Below are 20,529 nucleotides of genomic sequence, written 5' to 3'. Positions count from 1 at the left end.
GGAACGGACGACTCGCGCTCGAGAACGGACGACTCGCGCGAGCGACCGCTCACGCTGGTGACCGGTACGAGGTGAGAACCCGGTCCAGCTGGTGAGTTCTGCGCTCACGCACGCGAGTTCTGCGCTCGGGACCATCCACCTTGCCCTGCCGCACCCCGGACTTTGCCGGAGCCGTGACGTCTCACGTGGTGAAGGTGGCCTTCACGAGCTTCGTGGCCGTCGGTCCGGCGGGGCTCAGGCTTTCCTGTAGGCGCGGAAGTAGTCAACGACGAACTCCTTCGGCCTCCGGTCCGAGGGGTCCACCTCACCGGTCCAGCCGGCGTTCTCGTAAACGCCCAGCAGGAACACCGCCGGGTAGTTCAGCGACTGGTTGATGGTCTTGGTCAGCTTGTTGTCGACGTACAGCTTGAGCTGGGTCGGGGTCCATTCGACGGCGTAGATGTGCATCTCCGTGGTCATGTCGAAACCCACGCCAACGCTGTGCACGGAATTCGACAGGTTCGGGTCCGACCAGGGGAAGAGGTTGTAGTTGAAACGGCTGCGGCCGTGGATGCCCGCGTGTTCCATGATGTCGAGTTCTCCGCGCTGCGCCCACGTGTCCTGCTTGCCGATCATCCAGAACGCGGTGTGGATCCCGCTTCGCCCGTTGCTCTTGGCGCGGATCTCGAAGTAGCCCTGTTTGGCCGTGTACTTCATGACCGTGGGAATCGGATGGTCGTAACGGTCGTTCTTGTGCAGGTTCGTCCGCTGCCCGGTCTGGATGCTGGAGACCTTCATCTTGTTGTTGTCGTAGTAGGTTGGCTGGCTGTCGTCGATCCGCAGTACCAGGGCGTTGTCGCGGAACCCGTAGCGTGCCTTGGACCGCCACTCCGGAGTCCGTGACTCCAGGTAGTTCGTGATCCAAAGGCTGTTGTCCAGCCTGCCGTTGAACTCGTCATGGCGATCGAGGACCCAGCCCGGTTTCTGTAGTGGGTTCGACGGAGTGTCGGCCGCCGTGGCGGGTCCGGCAACCGTGACGTTGACGACCAGAGTGGAGGCCAGCATGAGCCACACCGCGACCAGCGAGGCCAGTCGTGATTTTCTTGTCGCTGCATTGCGCATTGTCTACCGTCTCCTGAGCAACCTGCCGCATGCGAGCGGGAAAGACGATCGGGGCAGTCAAAGGTAAAGCCCAGGCGAGGAGCGTCGATAGCCTCGTCAAGGGACTGTCAAGAAATGTCAACCGGCGCCGTGGTGCTATCGACTGTGTCGTCGAATTCGACAGGTTCTGTGAACGCTCACATCAATCGACGACGGTCTCTTGAAACGATCACTCACATGCGGTATTCATCAGAGAGGACGTTGGATCAAGAAGCTTGTGTGCGTTAACAATCTGGTCCCGTACGCGCCACTGCCTCGCTCGATCAAAGGAGATCGAATGACCGCCTACGGCATTCGCTGCGCAAGGAAGGTCACCTTTCTTCCCGGCATCCGCTGAAGCCTCCGGATACACCGGCTTTCTCTTCACCGCCCCCCCTGCCGAGGAAGAGGTACCGCATGACCATGTCGCGAATCCAGCTGCGCCCGGCGGATCCATCCGCCCGGCGAAAAAGGGGCTACTCCAACGGGTCGCCGAGAAGAGCGGCCATCACGTTCCTGGCCGCACTGGGCATCCTCGTGTCCACTGTGGTCCATGGATCGGCGTTTGCCGCGGAGGACAACCCGTACCAGCGCGGACCGAACCCCACCCAGGCGAGCATCGCGGCGAACCGCGGCACCTTCGCCACCGCGGAGACCAGCGTGGGTGGCGGGCACGGCTTCGGCGCCGCGAAGATCTACTACCCGACCGACACCAGCCAGGGCACGTTCGGCGCGATCGCGGTCTCGCCCGGCTACACGGCCACCTGGGCGGCCGAAGGCGCCTGGATGGGGCACTGGCTTGCCTCGTTCGGGTTCGTCGTCGTCGGCATCGACACCATCAACCGTAACGACCGGGAGTACGCGCGGGGTACCCAGCTGCTGGCGGCGCTGGACTACCTGACCCAGCGCAGCTCGGTGCGCACCAGAGTGGATCCGAACCGCCTCGCGGTGATGGGGCACTCGATGGGTGGCGGCGGAACCATCTCGGCGGCCCTGCGCCGGCCGACACTGAAGGCCGCCATCGGGCTGGCGCCGTACAGCCCGTCGCAAACCCCGTCCGGCACGCGGGTCCCCACGATGCTGCTGGCGGGGCAGAACGACGCGACGAGCACCCCGGCGAGCATCATCAACCACTACAACGCCATCCCGGCTTCGACCGAGAAGGCGTACCTCGAGCTCGCCGGCGCCGGGCACGGCTTCCCGACCTCGAACAACTCGGTGATGACACGCAAGGTCATCCCGTGGATGAAGATCTTCATCGACCAGGACACGCGGTACCCGCGGTTCCTGTGCCCCCTGCGGGACTGGACCGGCATCCGGTCCTACCGCAGCAGCTGCCCGCTTCTGACCGGGTCCACCGGCGCAGCCGACGTCTGACAGGAGAACCGATGTCTCTCAAGCGTCTCGTGCTTCTCACGGCCGTGCTGAACGCGGCCGTGCTGGCCCCGATCCCCGCTGTGGCGGCGGCCGCGGCGTTGCCGCCACAGTGCTCCGGCACGGCCCCGATCAGATGCAGCTTCAACGTCGCGCCGGGCAACTACGACGTCACCGTGGAACTGGGCAGCGCCACCAAGGCGGCCAACACGTCGATGTCGGTGGAAGCCCGCAGGCAGGTCTTCAACGCCGTTTCCACCACCTCGGGCCAGGTCGTCCGGACGACGGCGACGGTCAACGTCCGCAATCCGGAAGGGCAGCCCACCGGGCAGGGCGGCATCGGCACACCGGGCCTGCAGATCACGTTCCGCGGCAGCGCGCCCGCGATCACCTCGCTGACCGTCACACCGGCGAAGGCCCCGCTGGGGGTCTACCTCGCGGGCGACTCGACGACCTGCGACCAGCTCACCGCGCCCTACGCGGGCTGGGGCCAGTTCCTGCCCGCGAGGGTTCGCGAAGGCGCCGTGATCGCGAACTACGGCGACTCGGGGGAGAGCTCCGGCAGTTTCCTGTCCAACCGGGCGCTGTTCCCGACGATGAAGCCGCTGATCAAGAGCAAGGACCTGGTGTTCATCCAGTTCGGGCACAACGACAAGCAGACCACAGCGACGGCCTTCCGCGACAACCTCACCCGGTTGGTCAATGGCGTGCGCGAGCGCGGCGGCGTGCCGGTGCTGGTGACGCCACCGGTGCGCAGGCAGTTCAGCGGCGGCAAGCTCACCGGGACCGCGCTGCACATCAACGGCAAGGGCGTGGACCTGCCTGCCGTGATGCGTGCACTCGGCCGCAGCGCCGGTGTTCCGGTCATCGACCTGACCGCCAAGAGCAAGGCGCTCGTCGAATCGCTGGGGCCGTCGGCATCCCAGACGCTGTACCTCACCAGGGAAACGGGCGACAACACCCACTTCTCCGAGCATGGCGGCGCGGAGATGGCCGGCCTCGTCGCGCAAGGCGCCCGCGAACTGAACCTGCCGCTGGCCGGCTACCTGCGCTGACCGTCTCGACTCGGCTGATGGAGGACAACCATGTTTTCGCACCGACGGCGCACCGCAGTGCTCGCCGCCGGCGTTGCCGCCCTGACTCTGGCCGGCAGCGTTGTCGTCATCGCGGTGGCTTCGGCGGCGGCCACCCGGTTCGAGGTGGAGAGCGCACCGGCCACCTGTGACGGTGTCGTCGAGTCCAACCACACCGGCTACTCGGGCAGCGGGTTCTGCAACGGCCACAACGCTGTCGGCGCGGCAGCGCAGTTCACGGTGGCCGGGGCACAGAAGGGCACGGCGACCATCGCCATCCGGTATGCCAACGGCGCGACCGAAGGTCGTGCCGCCGATGTGCTGGTCAACGGCGCGGTCACGCATCCCGGCGTCGCGTTCGAGCCGACCGGTGCCTGGACCGCGTGGGCCACGAAGACTCTCACCGTGCCGGTGAACGCCGGCGCGAACACCATCCGGGTGAGCCCGACCACCGCCGACGGCCTGGCCAATATCGACTACCTCGGTTTCGATGCCGGTGGCGGGAACTCGCCGGGCGAGGGCAGGCAGCTGGAGGACCTGAACCGGGGCCTGATCAGTGTGCGGGCCGGATCCGGCAACCTGGTGTCGTGGCGGCTGTTCGGCCACGAGCCGGCCTCGACCGCGTTCAACGTGTACCGCGGCACCACGAAGCTGACCGCCTCGCCGATCACCAACTCGACGAACTTCCTGGACTCCGGGGCGCCCGCGAACGCGTCGTACACGGTCCGCGCGGTCGTGAACGGGACCGAGCAGGAACCGTCCGAGCCGTCCCTGCGCTTCACCGGGGGTAACCACCTGGACGTGCCGATCTCCCGGCCCGGCAGCAGCTACACCGCCGGTGACGCGAGCGTCGGTGACGTGGACGGCGACGGGCAGTACGAGATCTTCCTCAAATGGGATCCCAGCAACCAGAAGGACAACGCCCAGTCCGGGATCACCAGCAACGTCTACCTCGACGCGTACCGGCTCAACGGGCAGCGCCTGTGGCGCATCGACCTGGGCCGCAACATCCGTGCCGGCGCGCACTACACCCAGTTCCAGGTGTACGACTACGACGGCGACGGCAAGGCCGAGCTCGCGGTGAAGACGGGCGACGGCACGGTCTCCGGCACCGGGCAGGTGATCGGCAACGGCAACGCGCTGCACCGCAACAGTGACGGCTACATCATCACCGGACCCGAGTACCTGACCATGTTCAACGGGCTCACCGGCGCCGTCATGTCGACGGTGAACTTCGAACCCGCCCGCGGCAACATCTGCGACTGGGGCGACTGCAAGGGCAACAGGGGAGACCGGTTCCTGGCCGGCACCGCCTACCTCGACGGGCAGCGGCCCAGCCTGATCATGGGCCGCGGCTACTACGAGAAGAGCACGCTCGCGGCCTGGGACTTCCGGGACGGCCGGCTCACCAGGCGCTGGAAGTTCGACTCGGACAGCGCCGGCAGGCAGTGGACCGGCCGGGGCGCCCACTCGCTGTCCATCGCCGACGTCGACGGCAACGGCACCGACGAGATCATCTACGGCGGCATGACCATCAACTCCAATGGCACCGGCCGCTACACCACCGGCTTCTACGCCCACGGTGACGCGCTGCACGTGAGCGACTTCGTACCCGGCCGCCCCGGTCAGGAGATCTGGCAGATCCACGAGCAGAGCTCCGGGGCCGCCGCCACCCTGCGCGACGCCAACAGCGGGGCGGTCATCATGCAGAAGAACAACACCTGCGGCTGTGAAGGCCCGGCACGGGGCGTGGCGGGCGACGTGCACGCCGGCAACCCCGGCGCCGAGTTCTGGGGCAAGGGCACCGGCCTGACCAACCTGTTCAACTCCTCCGGCGGCAGCGCCGGACGAACACCGGCCAGCGCGAACTTCCTCGCCTGGTGGGACGCCGACCCGGTGCGCGAACTGCTGGACGGCAACCACGTCGACAAGTACGGCACCAGCGGCGACACCCGCCTGCTCACCGGCTCCGGCGCGCACTCCGTCAACGGAAGCAAGGCCACCCCGTCGCTGTCCGGTGACCTGTTCGGCGACTGGCGCGAGGAAGTCATCCTGCCCCGCGACGACAACGCCGCACTGCGCGTCTACGCCACGACCACCCAGACCGACCGGCGGATCCACACGCTGCTGCACGATCCGCAGTACCGGGTGGCCATCGCATGGCAGAACACCGCCTACAACCAGCCACCGCATCCCAGCTTCTTCCTCGGCAACGGCATGAGCACCCCGCCCCGGCCGAACATCCACGTCCGCTGACCACCTGTCCGCACGTCCCCACCACCGCAAGGAGTCATCATGTCGATGCAACGACGCACGTTCCTGAGGCTGAGCACGGTCGCCGCGGCCACCGTGGGCGGCGCGACCCTGGTCGGGACCGGCCTGTCCGGTGCCGCCACCCCCGCCCGGACTCTGGGAACCGCGCCGACCAAGCCGTTCGCCGTCGGTGTGCGCCAGTACGGCTGGACCCGCGGTAACCGCCGGATCAACACCTACGTCTACTACCCCGCCACCGGCAATCCCGGCGGTAACCCGGTGACGAACGCCCCGGTCGCCGAGGGTGTCTTCCCCGTCTACAACTTCACCCACGGCTTCGGCAGCAGCCCGCAGAACTCGCTGTTCATCATCCGGGCCCTGGCCTCGGCCGGCTTCGTCGTCCCCGCCCCCCACTTCAACCACAGCTTCGCCGACGTCAACAACGGCAACACCTCCAAGGACGTCTCCCAGGCCCTCACCAACACCCTCGCGCTCAACACGAGCGGTCCACTGGCCGGGCACATCAACACCAGCGTGGGCGTCGGCGTCTCCGGTCACTCCCTCGGCGGCATGGTCACCCACGGCCTGCTCACCCGCTGGCCGGACAGCCGGGTCATCTCCGCCAACCCGCAGTCCTGTGTGGACATGGGCAACCCGGCCGGCTCGGTGTCGGCCAAGGTCCTGTTCGTCCACGGCGACCGTGACTCCACCACGTCGTACTCCTCGGCCCGGCAGGCGTACACGGAGATGAGGTGGCCCAAGGCGTTCCTCACCTTCCTCGGCGGCAGCCACACCAGCTTCTGGAGCGACCAGCGCTTCCCCAAGACCGTCGTCGACTGGGCTCGCTGGACCATGTACGGCGACACCGCCGCACGGGACCGCCTCCCCGCCGACGCGGCCGGCCCCAGGACCAGGTGGGAAGCCCAGCTGGGCTGACCTGACAGACCACTCCTCCTCGACCACATTGGACGGTCCCGATGACACAGTCCTTCCGTGCGAACACGGCACCCCGAGGGCGGCCCAGACGCCGCATCACGGTCCTGCTGGCGTTGATCGCGAGCGTCGCCGCGGCAATGGTCGCGGGGCCGCCGGCGAACGCGGCCGCGCTCGCCCCGGCCCCGCAGTACGCGGGTTACCTGTTCACCCACTTCACCGGTGAAAACTCCGCCGCCGGCGAGCAGGTGTACTTCGCACTCAGCCAGGGCAACGACCCGACGCGCTGGCGCCGGCTCAACAGCGGACGCCCGGTGCTGACGTCCACCCTCGGGACCCGTGGCGTGCGTGACCCGTTCATCATCCGCGCACCGCAGGGCGGCAAGTTCTACCAGATCGCCACCGACCTGCGGATGTACGGCAACGGCAACTGGGACCAGGTGCAGCGGACCGGCAGCAAGTCCCTAGTGGTCTGGGAGTCGGCCGACCTGGTGAACTGGAGCCCGCCGCGTCTGGCGCGTGTCTCGCCGGACACCGCCGGGAACACGTGGGCACCGGAGGCCTACTTCGACGAAGGGCTCGGTCAGTTCGTCGTGTTCTGGGCGTCGAAGCTGTATTCCCCCAACGATCCGAACCACACCGCCAACACCTACAACCGCATGATGTACGCCACGACGCGCGACTTCCGCACCTTCAGTCCCGCGCAGGTCTGGGTCGACAAGGGGTACTCGACGATCGACTCGACGCTCACCAAGCACAACGGCACCTACTACCGGTTCACGAAGGACGAGCGCGGCTCCTCGCAGTCACCCTGCGGCAAGTTCATCCTCGCGGAGAAGTCGGCGACGATCCTCAACCGCAACTACCCGTTCGTCGCCGACTGCATCGGCAACAACGCGATCAGGCAGGGCGAGGGACCGCTGGTCGTCAAGTCGAACACCGAAGAACGCTGGTACATGTTCATCGACGAGTACGGTGGCCGGGGCTACGTCCCGTTCACGACCACCGACCTGAACGCGCGGCGGTGGGCGCCCGTCTCCAGCTACACCATGCCAGGCCGTCCACGCCACGGCACCGTCCTGCCGGTCACCCAGGCCGAGTACGACCGCCTGCTGCGGCAGTGGGGATGAACCGCTCCGTGTACGCAACCGCCACGCGAAGGGGTTCACCCATGATCCGCGCGATGATCCTCCTGGTCACCTGCCTCGCACTGGTGTCCCCGGCGGCCGCCGTGGCCGAACGTGCCGGGCCAGGCGTGACACTGCTGCGGGACACTCAGCTCGATCCGGCGGCGTTGTACTTCGTGTCCTACGACGGGCTGGTGAACAACCAGTCCTATCAGTCGGATGCGATCCTCACCCACGCCGGCTACCAGTACACCGCCTGGTACACCGCGAACCGGAACGCCGTGGTCGCCCGCCGCCACCTTCCGGCCGGGGCGTGGGAGAAGGCGGTCCTGCCGCACAAGCTGACCGTCAACGACTCGCACAACGTCATCTCGCTGGGCATTTCTCCCACCGACGGCCGCCTGCACGTGGCCATGGATGTCCACGACACCCGGGTGTTCTATGTCAAGTCCGAGGCCGGCCTGGTATCTGCGCCCGCGTCGCGTGCGTGGTCCACGGCTCGGTTCGGCCCGGTGCAGCGCACGCTGGACGGGGCAGAGCTCGGCGGGATCAGCTACCCGCAGTTCGTCGTCACGCCGGAGCGGCGGCTGCAGCTGAGCTACCGCACCGGCCGCTCCGGCAACGGCACCAACGAGCTCGCCGAGTACGACGGCACGACGTGGCGCAAGCTCGGCAGGTGGTCATCGGCCGGCGGCTCATGGACCGGGCCGAACGGCGTGACCAGCACGACCCGCAACATGTACCTGCACGGTCTGACCTACGGCCGTGGCGGACGGCTGCACGCCGCGTTCACCTGGCGCGAAGGCAACTCCGGTGTGCTGTGCAATTCGGGCGGGCTGACCAACCACGACACCGGCTACGTCTACAGCGACGACCGGGGCCGCACCTGGCGCCGGAACACCGGCCAGGTCGCCGGCACCACCGGCGGCTCACCCGTCGGGGTGGCGGCGAACCTCGTGGTCGACCCGCTCGGCCCCAACCACGGCCTGATGAACCAGGAAAGCCAGGCCGTCGACAGCACCGGCGCACCGCACACGGTGATCAGCTACGTTCCCGGCCGGTTCACCCAGTGCGTCACCCGCTACGCCGCCGACCGCACCCGCTGGGGCCGCACGTTCCATCTGTTCCGCACCCCGGCGGGGTCGTGGGTCAAGCGCGAGGTACCGATCCAGCCGAACGCCACCGGCCGCACCCGCGCCGTGTTCGACCGCGACGACAACATCTACCTGATCATGCCGTTCGGCCGGATCGTCTCCGCGTCCAAGGCCAGCAACTGGACCGACTGGACCCTGGTCTTCGACCGCGCCGGCATGAACGTCTTCGGCGAGGTCAACGTCGACTACAGCCGCGTGGCGACCGAAGGCGTGTTGTCCGTGCTCTACCAGCAACGCTCCACCGGAACCACCCCGTCCCCCATCCGGGTCGCGGACTTCCGGCTGGGCTAGGCCGAGAAATACTTCCAACAGAACTACTGGGCGGTGTGATCTTGCCGAATCGACGATCGAATGTAGTGAGAAGAACGCTGGCATTGCTCCTGGGCTGCGTCGTCGCGGCGGGGCTGTGTGGTGCGCCTGCGGCGCAGGCCGTGCCGGGGGAGCAGGCCGGCTTCGGGGAACGGGCAGTGGATTTCACCGGTGGATGGCAGTTCCTGCTGGCCAACAGGACCGGTGCGGACGCACCACAGCCGGATGTGCGTGATCGGCGCTGGCGTGACACGCGCCTGCCGCACGACTGGAGTATCGGGCTCGACCCCGAGCAGGGACCGCACACCAATGCGGGGACGGGCTTCCTTCCGGGCGGCCTCGGCTGGTATCGCAAGACGTTCACGCTGCCGTCGTCGATGGCGGGCAAGAAGGTGTCGATCGAGTTCGACGGGGTCTACATGGATTCCGAGGTGTATCTCAACGGCACACTGCTGGGCCGGCATCCGTACGGATACACCGGTTTCGCGTACGACCTCACCCCGCACGCGCACGTCGGCGGCGCGCCGAACGTGCTGTCGGTCAAGGTGCGCAACCAGGTGCCGAGCAGCCGGTGGTACTCCGGCAGCGGCATCTACCGCGACGTCCGGCTCGTCGTCACCGAACCGGTGCACGTCACACGTCATGGCGTGCAGGTGACGACCCCGGATCTGGAGAACACGATCGGGTCCGGGTTCGCCACGATGCGGGTGGCGACCACCGCGGTCAGTGAGCGGGGTGACGCCCGGGCGGAGATCGTCTCGACGGTGAGGGATGCGGAGGGGCGGGTCGTCGGCAGCGGGACGACGACGGCCGCGCTGGCCGCGCAACCACGCACGGCGACGGTCGACGTGCGCGTCGACCGGCCGGTGCTGTGGTCGGTGGACCGGCCGTATCTGTACACGGTGGACACCGAGGTCCGTCAGGGTGGCACGGTGGTGGACACCGTGAGCACGCGCACGGGGGTGCGGTACTTCGCCTTCCATCCGGACAACGGCTTCTCGCTCAACGGTGTGGAGATGAAGCTCAAGGGCGTCAATCTTCACCACGACCTGGGTGCCCTGGGCGCCGCGGTCTCGCCGGACGCGACCGCCCGCCAGTTGCGGATCATGAAGAGCATGGGTGTGAACGCCGTGCGGACCTCGCACAATCCGCCCTCGGCGGAGTTCGTCCGGCTGTGTGAGGAAATGGGCCTGCTCCTGCAGATCGAGGCGTTCGACACCTGGCGTACCCCCAAGGTGAGGTACGACTACGGCCGGTTCTTCGACGCTCACAGCAGCGCCGACGTCCGTGAGATGGTGCACGCGGCCAAGAACTCCCCGTCGGTGGTGATGTGGTCCATCGGCAACGAGATCCCCGACTCCTCCTTCCCGGCCGGGGTACCGATGGCCAAGCGGCTGATCGAGGACGTGCGGTCGGTCGACACCACGCGGCCGATCGTGATGGGCTCCGATCGCTACCGCCAGGTCCCGGCCGTCGGATCACCGCAGGACCAGATCCTGCAGATGCTCGACGGCCTGGGCGTGAACTACAACAACTCCTCCTCGATCGACGGGCTGCATGCCCGCTATCCGGGGAAGTTCTTCTTCGAGGCCGAGTCGTCGTCCTCCACCTCGACGCGCGGCTACTACCAGGACCCCGAACAGCTCAACACCGGCGAGAACTACACGCCGGGCCGGCGCAACACCTCCTCCTACGACAACAACCTGGCTCCGTGGACCTACAGCGGCGAGTACGGGCTGAAGAAGGACCGCGACCGCAAGTGGTTCGCCGGCCAGTTCCTGTGGACCGGCATCGACTACCTCGGCGAGCCGACGCCCTACAACGAGGTGTTCCCGGTGAAGTCGTCGTTCTTCGGCGCGGTGGACACCGCCGGGTTCGCCAAGGACTTCTACCACCTCTTCCGCAGCCAGTGGACCACCGAGCCGATGGTGCACCTGCTGCCGATGAACTGGACCGGCCACAAGCCGGGTGAGCCGGTGTCGGTGTGGGCCTACAGCAATGCGGACACCGTCGAGCTGACGCTGAACGGCAGGTCGCTGGGGGAGCGGAAGTTCGACACGAAGACGACCACGTACGGCGCCCGGTACCTGGAGACCACCGAGGCGAGCGGGGACGACAAGACGCAGACCACTGGGCGTTTCCCCGGCAGTTACACCAGTCCCAACGGCAGCGCGGGCAAGCTGCACCTGGCCTGGACGGTGCCGTTCGAGCCCGGGCGGCTCGTCGCGGTCGCCAAGCGCGGCGGCGTGGAGGTCGCCCGCGACGAGGTCGTCACGGCAGGCGCGCCGCACGCGATCAGGCTGACGCCCGACCGCGAGGTCACCAGGGCCGACGGCAAGTCGCACACCTTCGTCACCGCGGAGGTCGTCGACCGGGCCGGGGTGGTCGTGCCGGGAGCGGACAACCGGATCTCGTTCCACGTCAGGGGCGGCAGCCTGGCGGGCCTGGACAACGGCCGGCAGGAGAGCGCGGAGAACTACCAGGCGTCCTCGCGTACGGCGTTCAACGGCAAGGCACTGGCGATAGTCCGCTCCGGACAGACGTCCACGGTCACGGTCACTGCGCGGGCACCGGGCCTGCGCATCGCTACCGCGACGATCAGGGCGATCGGTGGCAGGCCTGACGCCGGTTTGCCGGCCGGTCCCGTGGCGGAGGCGGCCGCACCGGCCGCACCGGCCGCACCGGCCGCACCGGCAGCGGACGCGAGCTACTCGGGTGCGCCGGACACGATCCCGGCCGCGATGCTCGACGGCGACGTGTCGACGAAGTGGTCGAACTACTACCTCAAGGAGGCCACCGCCCTGCTCCCGCCGGTGAGCCGTGCGCACGCGGCGGAGTGGGTGTCACTGTCCGGCCTGGAAGGTGGCCCGATCAGCTCAGTGCGGGCCTCGTTCCTCGTCGACGGCTCGCATTCCCTGCCCGCGACGATCTCGGTGTCCTACTGGAACGGGACGACGTTCGTGCCGGTCCGCGACGCGACGGTCGAGTGGGCGAAGGAACCGGGCAAGCCGACCGTCGTCACGTTCGCCCCGGTCGGCACCGGCCGGATCCGTCTGGACCTGACCAGCCGCGCCCCGGGCACCACCCACGGGTTCCTCGGGATCGCGGAACTGGCCGCCGGTCGTCACTGATCCGTGGACACAGTGTGTAAGACCGTGGTGCCCGCCCGACTGGCACCGGTCCAGCTCTATTCCCGCCAAGGAGATGCGAATCATGATTTCGGTTCATTACTCGGCCGGTGAGTCGTCGTTCCACCGCAGGACTCACGCGGTGACGCGCCGCCTGTACGACGGCAGGTGAATCATGAGGTTCGTCGGTCGTGCCCTCCTGCTCTCGGTGATCGCGGCCGGTTCCGCCGCGATGGCCGCCGCTCCGGCGTCCACCGCGGACGCGGCAGCCGGAAGCGTCTACTACGTCGCCCCGGACGGAAGTGACAGTGCGGCGGGTACGCAGGCCGCGCCGTGGGCGTCGATCGCGCGTGCGCAGACCACCGCCAAGGCGGGTGACACGGTCTACTTCCGGGGCGGCAGGTACGCCTACACTCGTGCGAACAGCGCCTGCGCGAACCAGACCGCCAGGGTCGACGCGATCACCCTGAACAAGAGCGGTAGCTCGGGTAACCCGATCCGGTACTGGGCCCATCCGGGCGAGAAGCCGGTGTTCGACTTCTCGCGCATGAGGGACGACTGCCGGATCAAGGGCTTCAACGTCACCGGCAGCTGGATCCACCTCAAAGGACTGGAGGTCACCGGCGTTCCGCAGAACAACAACCGGAACGCCGAGTCCTGGGGACTCTGGATCTCCGGCAGCAACAACATCTTCGAGCAGATCGACACCCACCACCACATGGGCACCGGCCTGTTCATCAGCGGCGGGGGTGGCAACCTGGTCCTCAACTCGGACGCACACGACAACTACGACCTGCGCAGCAACGACAAGCCCGGCGAGAACGCCGACGGGTTCGGCTCGCACTACACGCCGCGGGGCAGGCCCGCGAACGTGTTCCGCGGTTGCCGTGCGTGGTGGAACGCCGATGACGGGTTCGACCTCATCTCCACGTACTCACCGGTGACCATCGAGCACTCGTGGGCCTGGCGCAACGGGTACAAGCCGGGGACGACGAATCCCGCAGGCAACGGAGCCGGCTTCAAGGCGGGCGGCTTCGGCGGTGACTACGACCCCAACGCGGTGAAGCACACCGTCCGCTTCTCGGTGGCCTTCCTCAACAAGGCGGCGGGCTTCTACGCCAACCACCACCCGGTGGCCAACGACTTCTTCAACAACACCGGCTACGGAAACAACCCCAACTTCAACATGCGGGGAGTCGACTCGAAGGGCGCCACCGTCGGCCGGGGCAACCTGCGTAACAACATCGCCTACACCGGGACGCCGACGTCGTACATGGCAGGCACGAACGCCGCGTTCAACACCTGGAACCTGGGCGTCCCCCTGTCGGACGCCCAGTTCCGGAGTGTGTCGACGTCCGGCTGGGACGCGCCCCGCGGGGCGGACGGGAGCCTGCCCGTGCTGCCCCACCTTCGTCTCGCGGCGAACAGTGCCCTGATCGACAAGGGCACCGACGTCGGACTGCCCTTCAACGGGAAGGCACCGGACCTCGGTGCCTTCGAGAACGATGGAAGGTGACCTTGTGAAACGCACATCGCTTGTCGCTTCGAAGTACTGGAAGGTGGCCGCCGCCGCGGTGTTGTCCCTGACGCTGACGGCGTCGCTCTCGACGAGCACCTCGGTGGCGGAGGCGCCGCCGGCGGCGGCGCCGGACGAGGGCGCCGCCACCGGACCGGCGGTGGAGCGCGGCCTGGAGTACCTGGTGTCGGAGTACCGCACACGCGTTCGGGAGAAGTACACGCCTGACACCTGGGCACCCTTCGCCAAGGCGCTGACCACCGCGGCCGGTGTCGCCGGTGACGTGTCCGCCGCGACGTCGGACGTCGCCGCCGCGAAGACGGCACTGATGACGGCCGCCGCCGAGCTCAAGCCTGTCGACGAGGGCACGTTCCAGACCATCACGAACAACACTTTCTGGAACGACACCAGCGGCAACCCCATTTATTCGCAGGGTGGCGGGGTCTTCAAGTTCGGCGACACCTATTACTGGTACGGCGTGCACTACACCGGCGCCGAGCTCTACCGGGCCAATCCGACGAGAAAGTACGACGGCGACGTCAGGTTCGTCTCGATCCCCGTCTACTCGTCCAAGGACCTGGTGAACTGGAAGTTCGAGAACCGCGTCGCGACGCGCTCGACCGGTGTCGGCAGCGGCGCCAACCTGGGCGGTGCCGGCTGGGTCGGGCGGCTCGGTGTCTCCTACAACGAGAACACCGGCAAGTACGTGCTGGCCGTGCAGATGTGGCACCAGGGCAGGGGCGGGCACGGCGTCCTGCTGCTGCAGGGCGACTCACCCACCGACACCTTCGACTACGGTTACTTCCAGACCCAGGTCCAGAATTCGCCCACGACCGGTACCGGAGATCAGACCGTCTTCACCGACGACAACGGGAAGGACTACCTGATCTTCTCCAACCGTGAAGGCCGCTCTCGCGCCTTCGTGGCCAAGCTGAGGGAGTCCGACTCGCTGCGGGTGGAGCCCGGTGTGGAGATCGGCCGCGTGTCCTCCGGCCGCGAGGGCAACGCCATGTTCAAACTGGACGGCAAGTACTACCACGCGGCCTCGGACCTGCACGGCTGGAACACCTCGGTCAACCACGTCAGGGAGTCGACCAGCGGGAACGTCCAGGGCTCCTACAGCAGCGAGTACGTCCTGGCCGGCACCGAGATGGACTACAGCCACGTGACCCAGACCGGGTTCTTCGTGACGGTCAAGGGCACCAAGCAGAACACGGTGATCTACGCCGGCGACCGGTGGGCCGATTTCGCCTGGAACGGTATCGGCTACAACCAGTGGGTGCCGATCACCAAGACCGGTGCGCGGCCGCAGTTCCATTCGGTGAGCCAGTGGCAGTTCAACGCCACGACGGGTGAGTGGCGGGTCGGGCCGGCGAACAACTACATCCTCAACCCGGACATCCAGGCCGACCGGATCATCGTGTCCAGTGTGCGGGGATGGCGGAACCTCGGTGGCCGGGTGACCAACGTCAACGGTGGTGTGAACGGGTCTCGCTTCGCGCTCCAGATGAGCAACAGCGGCGGTGTGGAGCAGCGGATTCCCTCCGTCCCGGCGGGCACCTACAAACTGGCCCTGCATGCCCGGGGCAGTGCCGGGCAGGTCGTGATCACCGGCGCCAACGGCACCCAGCGCACTCTCGCTATCCCGTCGTCGGGTGGCTGGGCCAAGCGTGAGCTCACCGGCATCCAGCTGCCCAGCGGCGCCGCCACCGTCACCGTGCGGGCATCCGGCTCGGGCGGTGTCATCGTCGACCAGCTCTCCCTCGTCAGGGTGTCGTAGTTCTCGCGCTGGCCGGCAAGTTCGTGAAGGCACCCTTCACCACGTCTCACGTGATGAAGGGGGCCTTCACGTGCGTCCCGCGTGCGTCCTTCACGGGGTGGGCACGACTGGGCGGATGGTGCCGTCCGCGTTGAACTCCATCCGGTCGATGGCGACCTCGCGGTTGGTGCCGTTGCCGGCTGGGATGGCGAAGCGGTGGTACGCGATGTGCCAGGTGTCGGTTCCCGGTGCGCGCACGACCGAATGGTGGCCGGGGCCCTTGATGCCGGCGCCGAGCCGCTTCTGCAGGACGATGCCGCGCTTGGTCCACGGTCCGAGCGGGGTCGGTCCGGTGGCGTAGGCGACGCGGTAGTCCTCGCTGCGGGTGTCGTTCTCCGACCACATGAAGTAGTAGATGTCGTTACGTTTCAGCACGAACGCCGCCTCGTTGTACCCGGGCGGTGTGATGACGCGGACCCGTGCGGGATCGAACGACACCATGTCGGGGTTCAGCGGCACGACCCTGGCCGCGCCCTGCCCCCAGTACAGATAGGACTGCCCGTCGTCGTCGGTGAACACCATCGGGTCGATCGCCTGACCGGTGTACTGGCCACTGCGGATCAACGGCCGGCCCAGCGCGTCACGGAACGGCCCGGTGGGGGAGTCGGCGACCGCCACCCCGATGTGCTTGCTGGTGTCGCCACGCGCGAGCCCGCCGCTGAAGTACAGGTAGTAGCTGCCGTTCTTCGCGGCGACGGCCGGCGCCCAGGCCGAGTTGTCCGCCCAGGACACGTCCGGCCCGTGGTCGAGGATCACGCCGTGGTCGGTCCAGTTCACGAGGTCGGTGGAGGAGAACGCCTTGTAGTAGGTACCGCTCCAGCTCGCGTATCCGTCGGTGGTCGGGTAGAGGTAGTAGCGGCCGTTGAAGCTGGTGAGGTGCGGATCAGCGAACAGCCCGGGGACGACGGGGCCCTTGTTCACCTTGGGTGCCCATGGCGACTTGAGCCGGAACGAACTGTCGGCCCGGAAGTTCGGGCTGTCCTGGTAGGTGTCCAGCCATAATCCGGAGTCACGGTGCCGGATCCGCCTGGCGGGGTAGTTGTAGGAGGAGAGCGACAGCGACCCGGCGACGGAGCCGTCCTGCGGGCAGAACGTGGCGTCCGCGCGGAAGGCCGAGTCGCCGGTGTTGGCGTCGACGCGCAGGCGCCAGTCCCGGTGCCGCAGGAACAACCCGTTTCTGGTCTGCAACGAGTAGCACGACGGCGAAGCCAGGCCGTTCACGACGGTGAAGGTCGCGTCCAGTTTGGTTTGCTGGCTGCTGCCCGCTGTCACGGGGGTGAGACGGCCGAGGGATTCCTGATGCCGTACGTACGAGCCCGGTTGGTTGACCGACTCGAAGGACCGGACACCGGCGGGCAGCGTCGCCGCGGCCGCCGAGACGCCCGGCGACACGGTCAGGGGACCGGCGGACAGCGCGAGCACCGCCAGGACTGAAGGAATGCGCATGACATGACTCCCGTGCTCTGGACAACCGGGTCAATTCGCTTGTGTTAACGCTAACAGTCCTACTGGAGACGTTCAACCTGCCATTCTCCAGTGTCGCTGAAATGGTTTTACCGCAGAAACTCGAATTCGCTCTTGAGTCGACAATGAGCGCCATGTTAGCGTTAACAACGCAGAGTGGTGCCCGTCACAACGACCGGCTTCCCGGGCTCAGCGGCCGCTCGCGCCGACCACCGCATGTCCCCAGCGGAGGAATCCCGATGTTCGTGCGAAAAAGAGCGAGAACGGCACGACGGTTGCTCACCCTTGCCGTCGCGGCCGCGCTCGCGTCCGTCCTGGGCGCGGCCGTTCCCGCCTCGGCGGCGCCCGGCCCGTCGTTCACCAACCCCCTCGTGGGCGCGCCCAACAGCGCGGACCCTTCGATCGTGTACAGCGGCGGAAACTGGTACTACGTGGCCACGACGTGGTCCTCGAAGATCATCATGCGCAAGTCGTCCACGATGGCCGGCTTGAAGACCGCGCCGGAGCGCACGGTGTACACCCTGGCCCCTGGGCCCGGCTGCTGCACGATGTGGGCACCGGACCTGCAGCGGATCAACAACCGGTGGTACCTGTACTTCTCGGCGGCGGCGTCACCGGGCCAGGGTGAGCGCCGGACCGGCGTGCTGGAAAGCTCCGGCACGGACCCGATGGGCCCGTACACCTACCGGGGGATCCTCAACCTGGAGCCCAACAACGGGTGGGCGATCGATGGCAGCGTGGTCCGGTTCGACGGCCACGTCAACCACTATGTCTACTCCGCGTTCCGCGGTGGGGAACAGGGGCTGTTCATCGCCCCGATGTCGTCGCCGACCCAGGTCTCGCGGAACGGGGTCCGGATCTCCTCCCCGGCACTGCCGTGGGAGCGGCGGGGCGCGCCGGTCAACGAGGGCCCTTACGCCGTGTACAACGCCGGAAAGACATTCCTGACGTACTCGGCGAGCTCCTGCCAGACGCCTGATTACAAGCTCGGCATGCTGACCTGGACCGGTGGCGACCCGATGTCGGCCAGCTCATGGACGAAGAAGCCCACGCCCATCTTCGAGCGCCACGACGCCAGCGGCGTCTTCGGCCCGGGGCACGCGTCCTTCGTCAGGTCGCCGGACAACACCGAGACCTGGGTCGTCTACCACGCGAACTCGTCCCCCAACCAGGGCTGTGGCACCACCCGCACCACCCGGGCGCAGAAGATCAACTGGAACCCGGACGGCTCGCCCAACCTCGGCGTGCCGGTCCGGACCGGCACCTCGATCGCCGGTCCCTCCGGCGACTCGTAACACCCCTTGTGGCACCTAGTGATTGGACATTTCATGACACTGATCATGGCGTCTGGCGGCTGCTCATCGAGACCATCGCGGAGCACCCGGTCGTTGCGCCGGTTGCTGATCGCCCTCGTGGTGACCGCGCTCACCGCGGTGGCGAGCCTCGTCGTCTCCGCGTCGCCGGCCAACGCGGCCACCAGCCAGTTCCGGGGCATGAACTGGGCCGTGCTGGGTGACAACTTCAGCACCAAACCGCTCGTCCTGCATGGCCTGAGCCAGTCCGACAGCTACGCCACGGTACGGGCCAAGGCCAGCGCCCTCTACGACGACATGGCCTCCACCATGGCGGTCAACACCGTCCGGTTGCCCATCAACACTCATACCGTGGGCCACCCGACCTGGTGGAATGCCTACCGCGGCACCATCGACGCCGCCACCGCCCGTGGATTCAAGGTCATCCTCGCCTACTGGGAGGACGGTGCCGCCTCCCGCGGCAGGATCACGAACGTCGGCGCGTGGAACGCGATGTGGTCCAGCGTGATCAGCACTTATGGCAAGAACAGCAACGTCTACTTCGAGCCGATGAACGAGCCGCACGGCTACTCGTCGGCGGACTGGCGCAACGTCGCGGCGAACTGGCTGCGGTACCACACCTCGGCAGTGCCCGGCCGGGTACTCATCGGCGGTACCGGCTACAGCCAGGACCTGCGTGACATCTGCAACGACAGCCGCTTCAACTCGACGCTGCTGTCCTTCCACCACTACGCCTTCTTCTATCCCCCGATGAGCTACGACGCCTTCCGAAGCCACATCCGGACGCGACTGGGCAACTGCGCCTCCCGCGCCGTCGCGACCGAGTTCGGCGGGCCGATGTCCACCGGACTCAACTACGGCAACGCCAACAGCTCCGACAACTTCGTGCGCCACATCCGCGCCGTGGCCCAGGTCATGCGTGACAACCGGATGGGCGGCACCTACTGGCCCGCCCTCGGCGGCAAACCCGGCAACATCGGTTACGACTGGTACTCGATGTACGCCCTGAGCGGTAGCGGCACCAATTTCAACCTGACCGTCCGCAACACCTCCGGCGCTGACCGGATCCGGTATGCCTGGGGCGACACCATCGGCTAGCTGATGACCGTGCGCCACAGCGGTTGGTGCTCCGTCGGCCGAGTGCCACTTTGCTTGTCCAGGTCAGGGGCACCGGGCGGTTCCGGGTTCATCGAGGGCGTGGAACCAGGCGGCGGCCGCACGCAACGGCGTGGCGACGCCGGGGATATCCGGGTACCACGCCTTCTCCCATTCCAGGGAGATCCAGCCTGACCAGCTCCGCAGGAGTTCGGCGCATTCGCCGAGCGGGACAGCGCCTTGCCCCGGCGGGACGGGCGTTGTGTCTCCGGCCGAGATGGCGTCCTTGACCTGGAAGTAGCCGAGGTAGTCGCCGAGCACGGCCCGGGTCCTGGCCGGAGCTTCGCCGGAACGCCACGGATGCAGTGCGTCCCACAGCACGGCCACCAGGGCCGGTTCGCCGAACGGTTCGACGACGGCCACTGCCGCCTCGCCGGTGGGGTGGGAATCGTGGGTCTCCAGGAGCAGGCGGAGCCCGGCGGCCCTGAGGTCGTCGAGTACGGCCGCGATCCGGTCATGCGGCCGGCCGTCGCCACCGGGGAAGACCCGGATCGACGGGGCGCCGATCCGGTGTGCCAGCTCGATCAGCGCGCGCAACTCGGCGACCACCGGCCCGTCCGGTCCCGGGGCGCACACCTTCGCGTATCCGGCGAGGCAGGCCACCTCCAGCCCGGCGTCGGTGATCCGGTTTCGCACCTGGGCGGATTCGCGTTCGGTCAGTCCGATATGGACCGCTTCGTCCTCGTGTGCGCGGATCTCCAGGCCGTGGCAGCCGTGTTCGGTCGCGATCGTGACCGCTTCGGCGACCGGGACACCGGGCATGCCCAAGGTGCTCACGGCGAACCGCCGGCT

General features: G+C 67.6%; 14 protein-coding genes. 11 read left to right on the top strand and 3 right to left on the bottom strand.

Annotation, left to right across the window (positions count from 1 at the left end):
* Window positions 1-234 precede the first annotated feature (234 nt).
* The gene (locus EWH70_RS24325; protein ID WP_130477801.1) at window positions 235-1,101 is read right to left on the bottom strand and encodes a glycoside hydrolase family 16 protein; all 867 of its coding nucleotides are present in this window, start codon (window positions 1,099-1,101) and stop codon (window positions 235-237) included.
* Window positions 1,102-1,536: 435 nt separating this feature from the next.
* Between EWH70_RS24325 and EWH70_RS24320 the strand changes: the two genes are divergently transcribed.
* From EWH70_RS24320 to EWH70_RS24280, 9 genes are all read left to right on the top strand, one after another.
* Window positions 1,537-2,496, top strand: a complete 960-nt coding sequence (locus EWH70_RS24320; RefSeq protein ID WP_240687195.1) for an alpha/beta hydrolase family protein — start codon at window positions 1,537-1,539, stop codon at window positions 2,494-2,496.
* An 11-nt stretch (window positions 2,497-2,507) separates the two neighbouring features.
* Entirely contained in the window at window positions 2,508-3,548 is a 1,041-nt protein-coding gene (locus EWH70_RS24315; protein ID WP_130477800.1) for a rhamnogalacturonan acetylesterase, read from the top strand.
* A 30-nt stretch (window positions 3,549-3,578) separates the two neighbouring features.
* Entirely contained in the window at window positions 3,579-5,822 is a 2,244-nt protein-coding gene (locus tag EWH70_RS24310) for a rhamnogalacturonan lyase family protein (RefSeq protein ID WP_130477799.1), read from the top strand.
* 39 nt (window positions 5,823-5,861) lie between these two features.
* Window positions 5,862-6,755 (top strand): alpha/beta hydrolase family protein, encoded by an 894-nt coding sequence (locus EWH70_RS24305; RefSeq protein WP_130477798.1) that lies wholly within the window; start codon window positions 5,862-5,864, stop codon window positions 6,753-6,755.
* A 41-nt stretch (window positions 6,756-6,796) separates the two neighbouring features.
* Window positions 6,797-7,882 (top strand): glycoside hydrolase family 43 protein, encoded by a 1,086-nt coding sequence (locus EWH70_RS24300; protein WP_130477797.1) that lies wholly within the window; start codon window positions 6,797-6,799, stop codon window positions 7,880-7,882.
* Window positions 7,883-7,923: 41 nt separating this feature from the next.
* Window positions 7,924-9,324 (top strand): BNR repeat-containing protein, encoded by a 1,401-nt coding sequence (locus tag EWH70_RS24295; protein ID WP_130477796.1) that lies wholly within the window; start codon window positions 7,924-7,926, stop codon window positions 9,322-9,324.
* Between the two features lie 65 nt (window positions 9,325-9,389).
* Window positions 9,390-12,473 carry a glycoside hydrolase family 2 TIM barrel-domain containing protein gene (locus EWH70_RS24290; RefSeq protein WP_205669232.1) on the top strand — a complete coding sequence of 1,028 codons (3,084 nt, stop codon included), beginning with the start codon at window positions 9,390-9,392 and terminating at the stop codon, window positions 12,471-12,473.
* A 172-nt stretch (window positions 12,474-12,645) separates the two neighbouring features.
* Window positions 12,646-13,986, top strand: coding sequence for a right-handed parallel beta-helix repeat-containing protein (locus EWH70_RS24285; RefSeq protein WP_130477795.1), 1,341 nt, complete (start codon window positions 12,646-12,648; stop codon window positions 13,984-13,986).
* A gap of 4 nt (window positions 13,987-13,990) precedes the next feature.
* Window positions 13,991-15,766: a family 43 glycosylhydrolase gene (locus tag EWH70_RS24280; protein ID WP_205669231.1), complete on the top strand. Its 1,776-nt coding sequence runs from the start codon at window positions 13,991-13,993 to the stop codon at window positions 15,764-15,766.
* A 90-nt stretch (window positions 15,767-15,856) separates the two neighbouring features.
* On the opposite strand, the gene EWH70_RS24275 is transcribed toward EWH70_RS24280, so the two are convergent.
* A complete protein-coding gene (locus EWH70_RS24275; protein WP_130477793.1) occupies window positions 15,857-17,251 on the bottom strand; it encodes a family 43 glycosylhydrolase in 1,395 nt (464 codons plus the stop codon).
* Window positions 17,252-17,508: 257 nt separating this feature from the next.
* On the opposite strand from EWH70_RS24275, the gene EWH70_RS24270 reads away from it, so the two are divergent.
* Window positions 17,509-18,564, top strand: coding sequence for a glycoside hydrolase family 43 protein (locus EWH70_RS24270; protein ID WP_165436392.1), 1,056 nt, complete (start codon window positions 17,509-17,511; stop codon window positions 18,562-18,564).
* 93 nt (window positions 18,565-18,657) lie between these two features.
* Window positions 18,658-19,680 (top strand): glycoside hydrolase family 5 protein, encoded by a 1,023-nt coding sequence (locus tag EWH70_RS24265; protein ID WP_240687194.1) that lies wholly within the window; start codon window positions 18,658-18,660, stop codon window positions 19,678-19,680.
* A 63-nt stretch (window positions 19,681-19,743) separates the two neighbouring features.
* Here the strand turns inward: EWH70_RS24265 and EWH70_RS24260 are convergent, their stop codons facing one another.
* Window positions 19,744-20,514, bottom strand: coding sequence for a sugar phosphate isomerase/epimerase family protein (locus EWH70_RS24260; RefSeq protein ID WP_240687193.1), 771 nt, complete (start codon window positions 20,512-20,514; stop codon window positions 19,744-19,746).
* Window positions 20,515-20,529: the final 15 nt, after the last annotated feature.

The sequence above is a fragment of the Amycolatopsis suaedae genome (genome assembly GCF_004214935.1).
In the GTDB taxonomy this organism is placed as follows: Bacteria; Actinomycetota; Actinomycetes; order Mycobacteriales; family Pseudonocardiaceae; genus Amycolatopsis; species Amycolatopsis suaedae.
This window is presented reverse-complemented; position numbering and strand designations above follow the sequence as displayed.

What these genes read in the sequence shown, in the direction of transcription:
- EWH70_RS24295 (WP_130477796.1), top strand. Translation starts at nt 7,924, where the DNA reads ATGATCCGCGCGATGATCCTCCTGGTCACCTGCCTCGCACTGGTGTCC.
- EWH70_RS24315 (WP_130477800.1), top strand. Translation starts at nt 2,508, where the DNA reads ATGTCTCTCAAGCGTCTCGTGCTTCTCACGGCCGTGCTGAACGCGGCC.
- EWH70_RS24300 (WP_130477797.1), top strand. Translation starts at nt 6,797, where the DNA reads ATGACACAGTCCTTCCGTGCGAACACGGCACCCCGAGGGCGGCCCAGA.
- EWH70_RS24275 (WP_130477793.1), bottom strand. Translation starts at nt 17,251, where the DNA reads ATGCGCATTCCTTCAGTCCTGGCGGTGCTCGCGCTGTCCGCCGGTCCC.
- EWH70_RS24270 (WP_165436392.1), top strand. Translation starts at nt 17,509, where the DNA reads ATGTTCGTGCGAAAAAGAGCGAGAACGGCACGACGGTTGCTCACCCTT.
- EWH70_RS24285 (WP_130477795.1), top strand. Translation starts at nt 12,646, where the DNA reads ATGAGGTTCGTCGGTCGTGCCCTCCTGCTCTCGGTGATCGCGGCCGGT.
- EWH70_RS24325 (WP_130477801.1), bottom strand. Translation starts at nt 1,101, where the DNA reads ATGCGCAATGCAGCGACAAGAAAATCACGACTGGCCTCGCTGGTCGCG.
- EWH70_RS24305 (WP_130477798.1), top strand. Translation starts at nt 5,862, where the DNA reads ATGTCGATGCAACGACGCACGTTCCTGAGGCTGAGCACGGTCGCCGCG.
- EWH70_RS24310 (WP_130477799.1), top strand. Translation starts at nt 3,579, where the DNA reads ATGTTTTCGCACCGACGGCGCACCGCAGTGCTCGCCGCCGGCGTTGCC.
- EWH70_RS24320 (WP_240687195.1), top strand. Translation starts at nt 1,537, where the DNA reads ATGACCATGTCGCGAATCCAGCTGCGCCCGGCGGATCCATCCGCCCGG.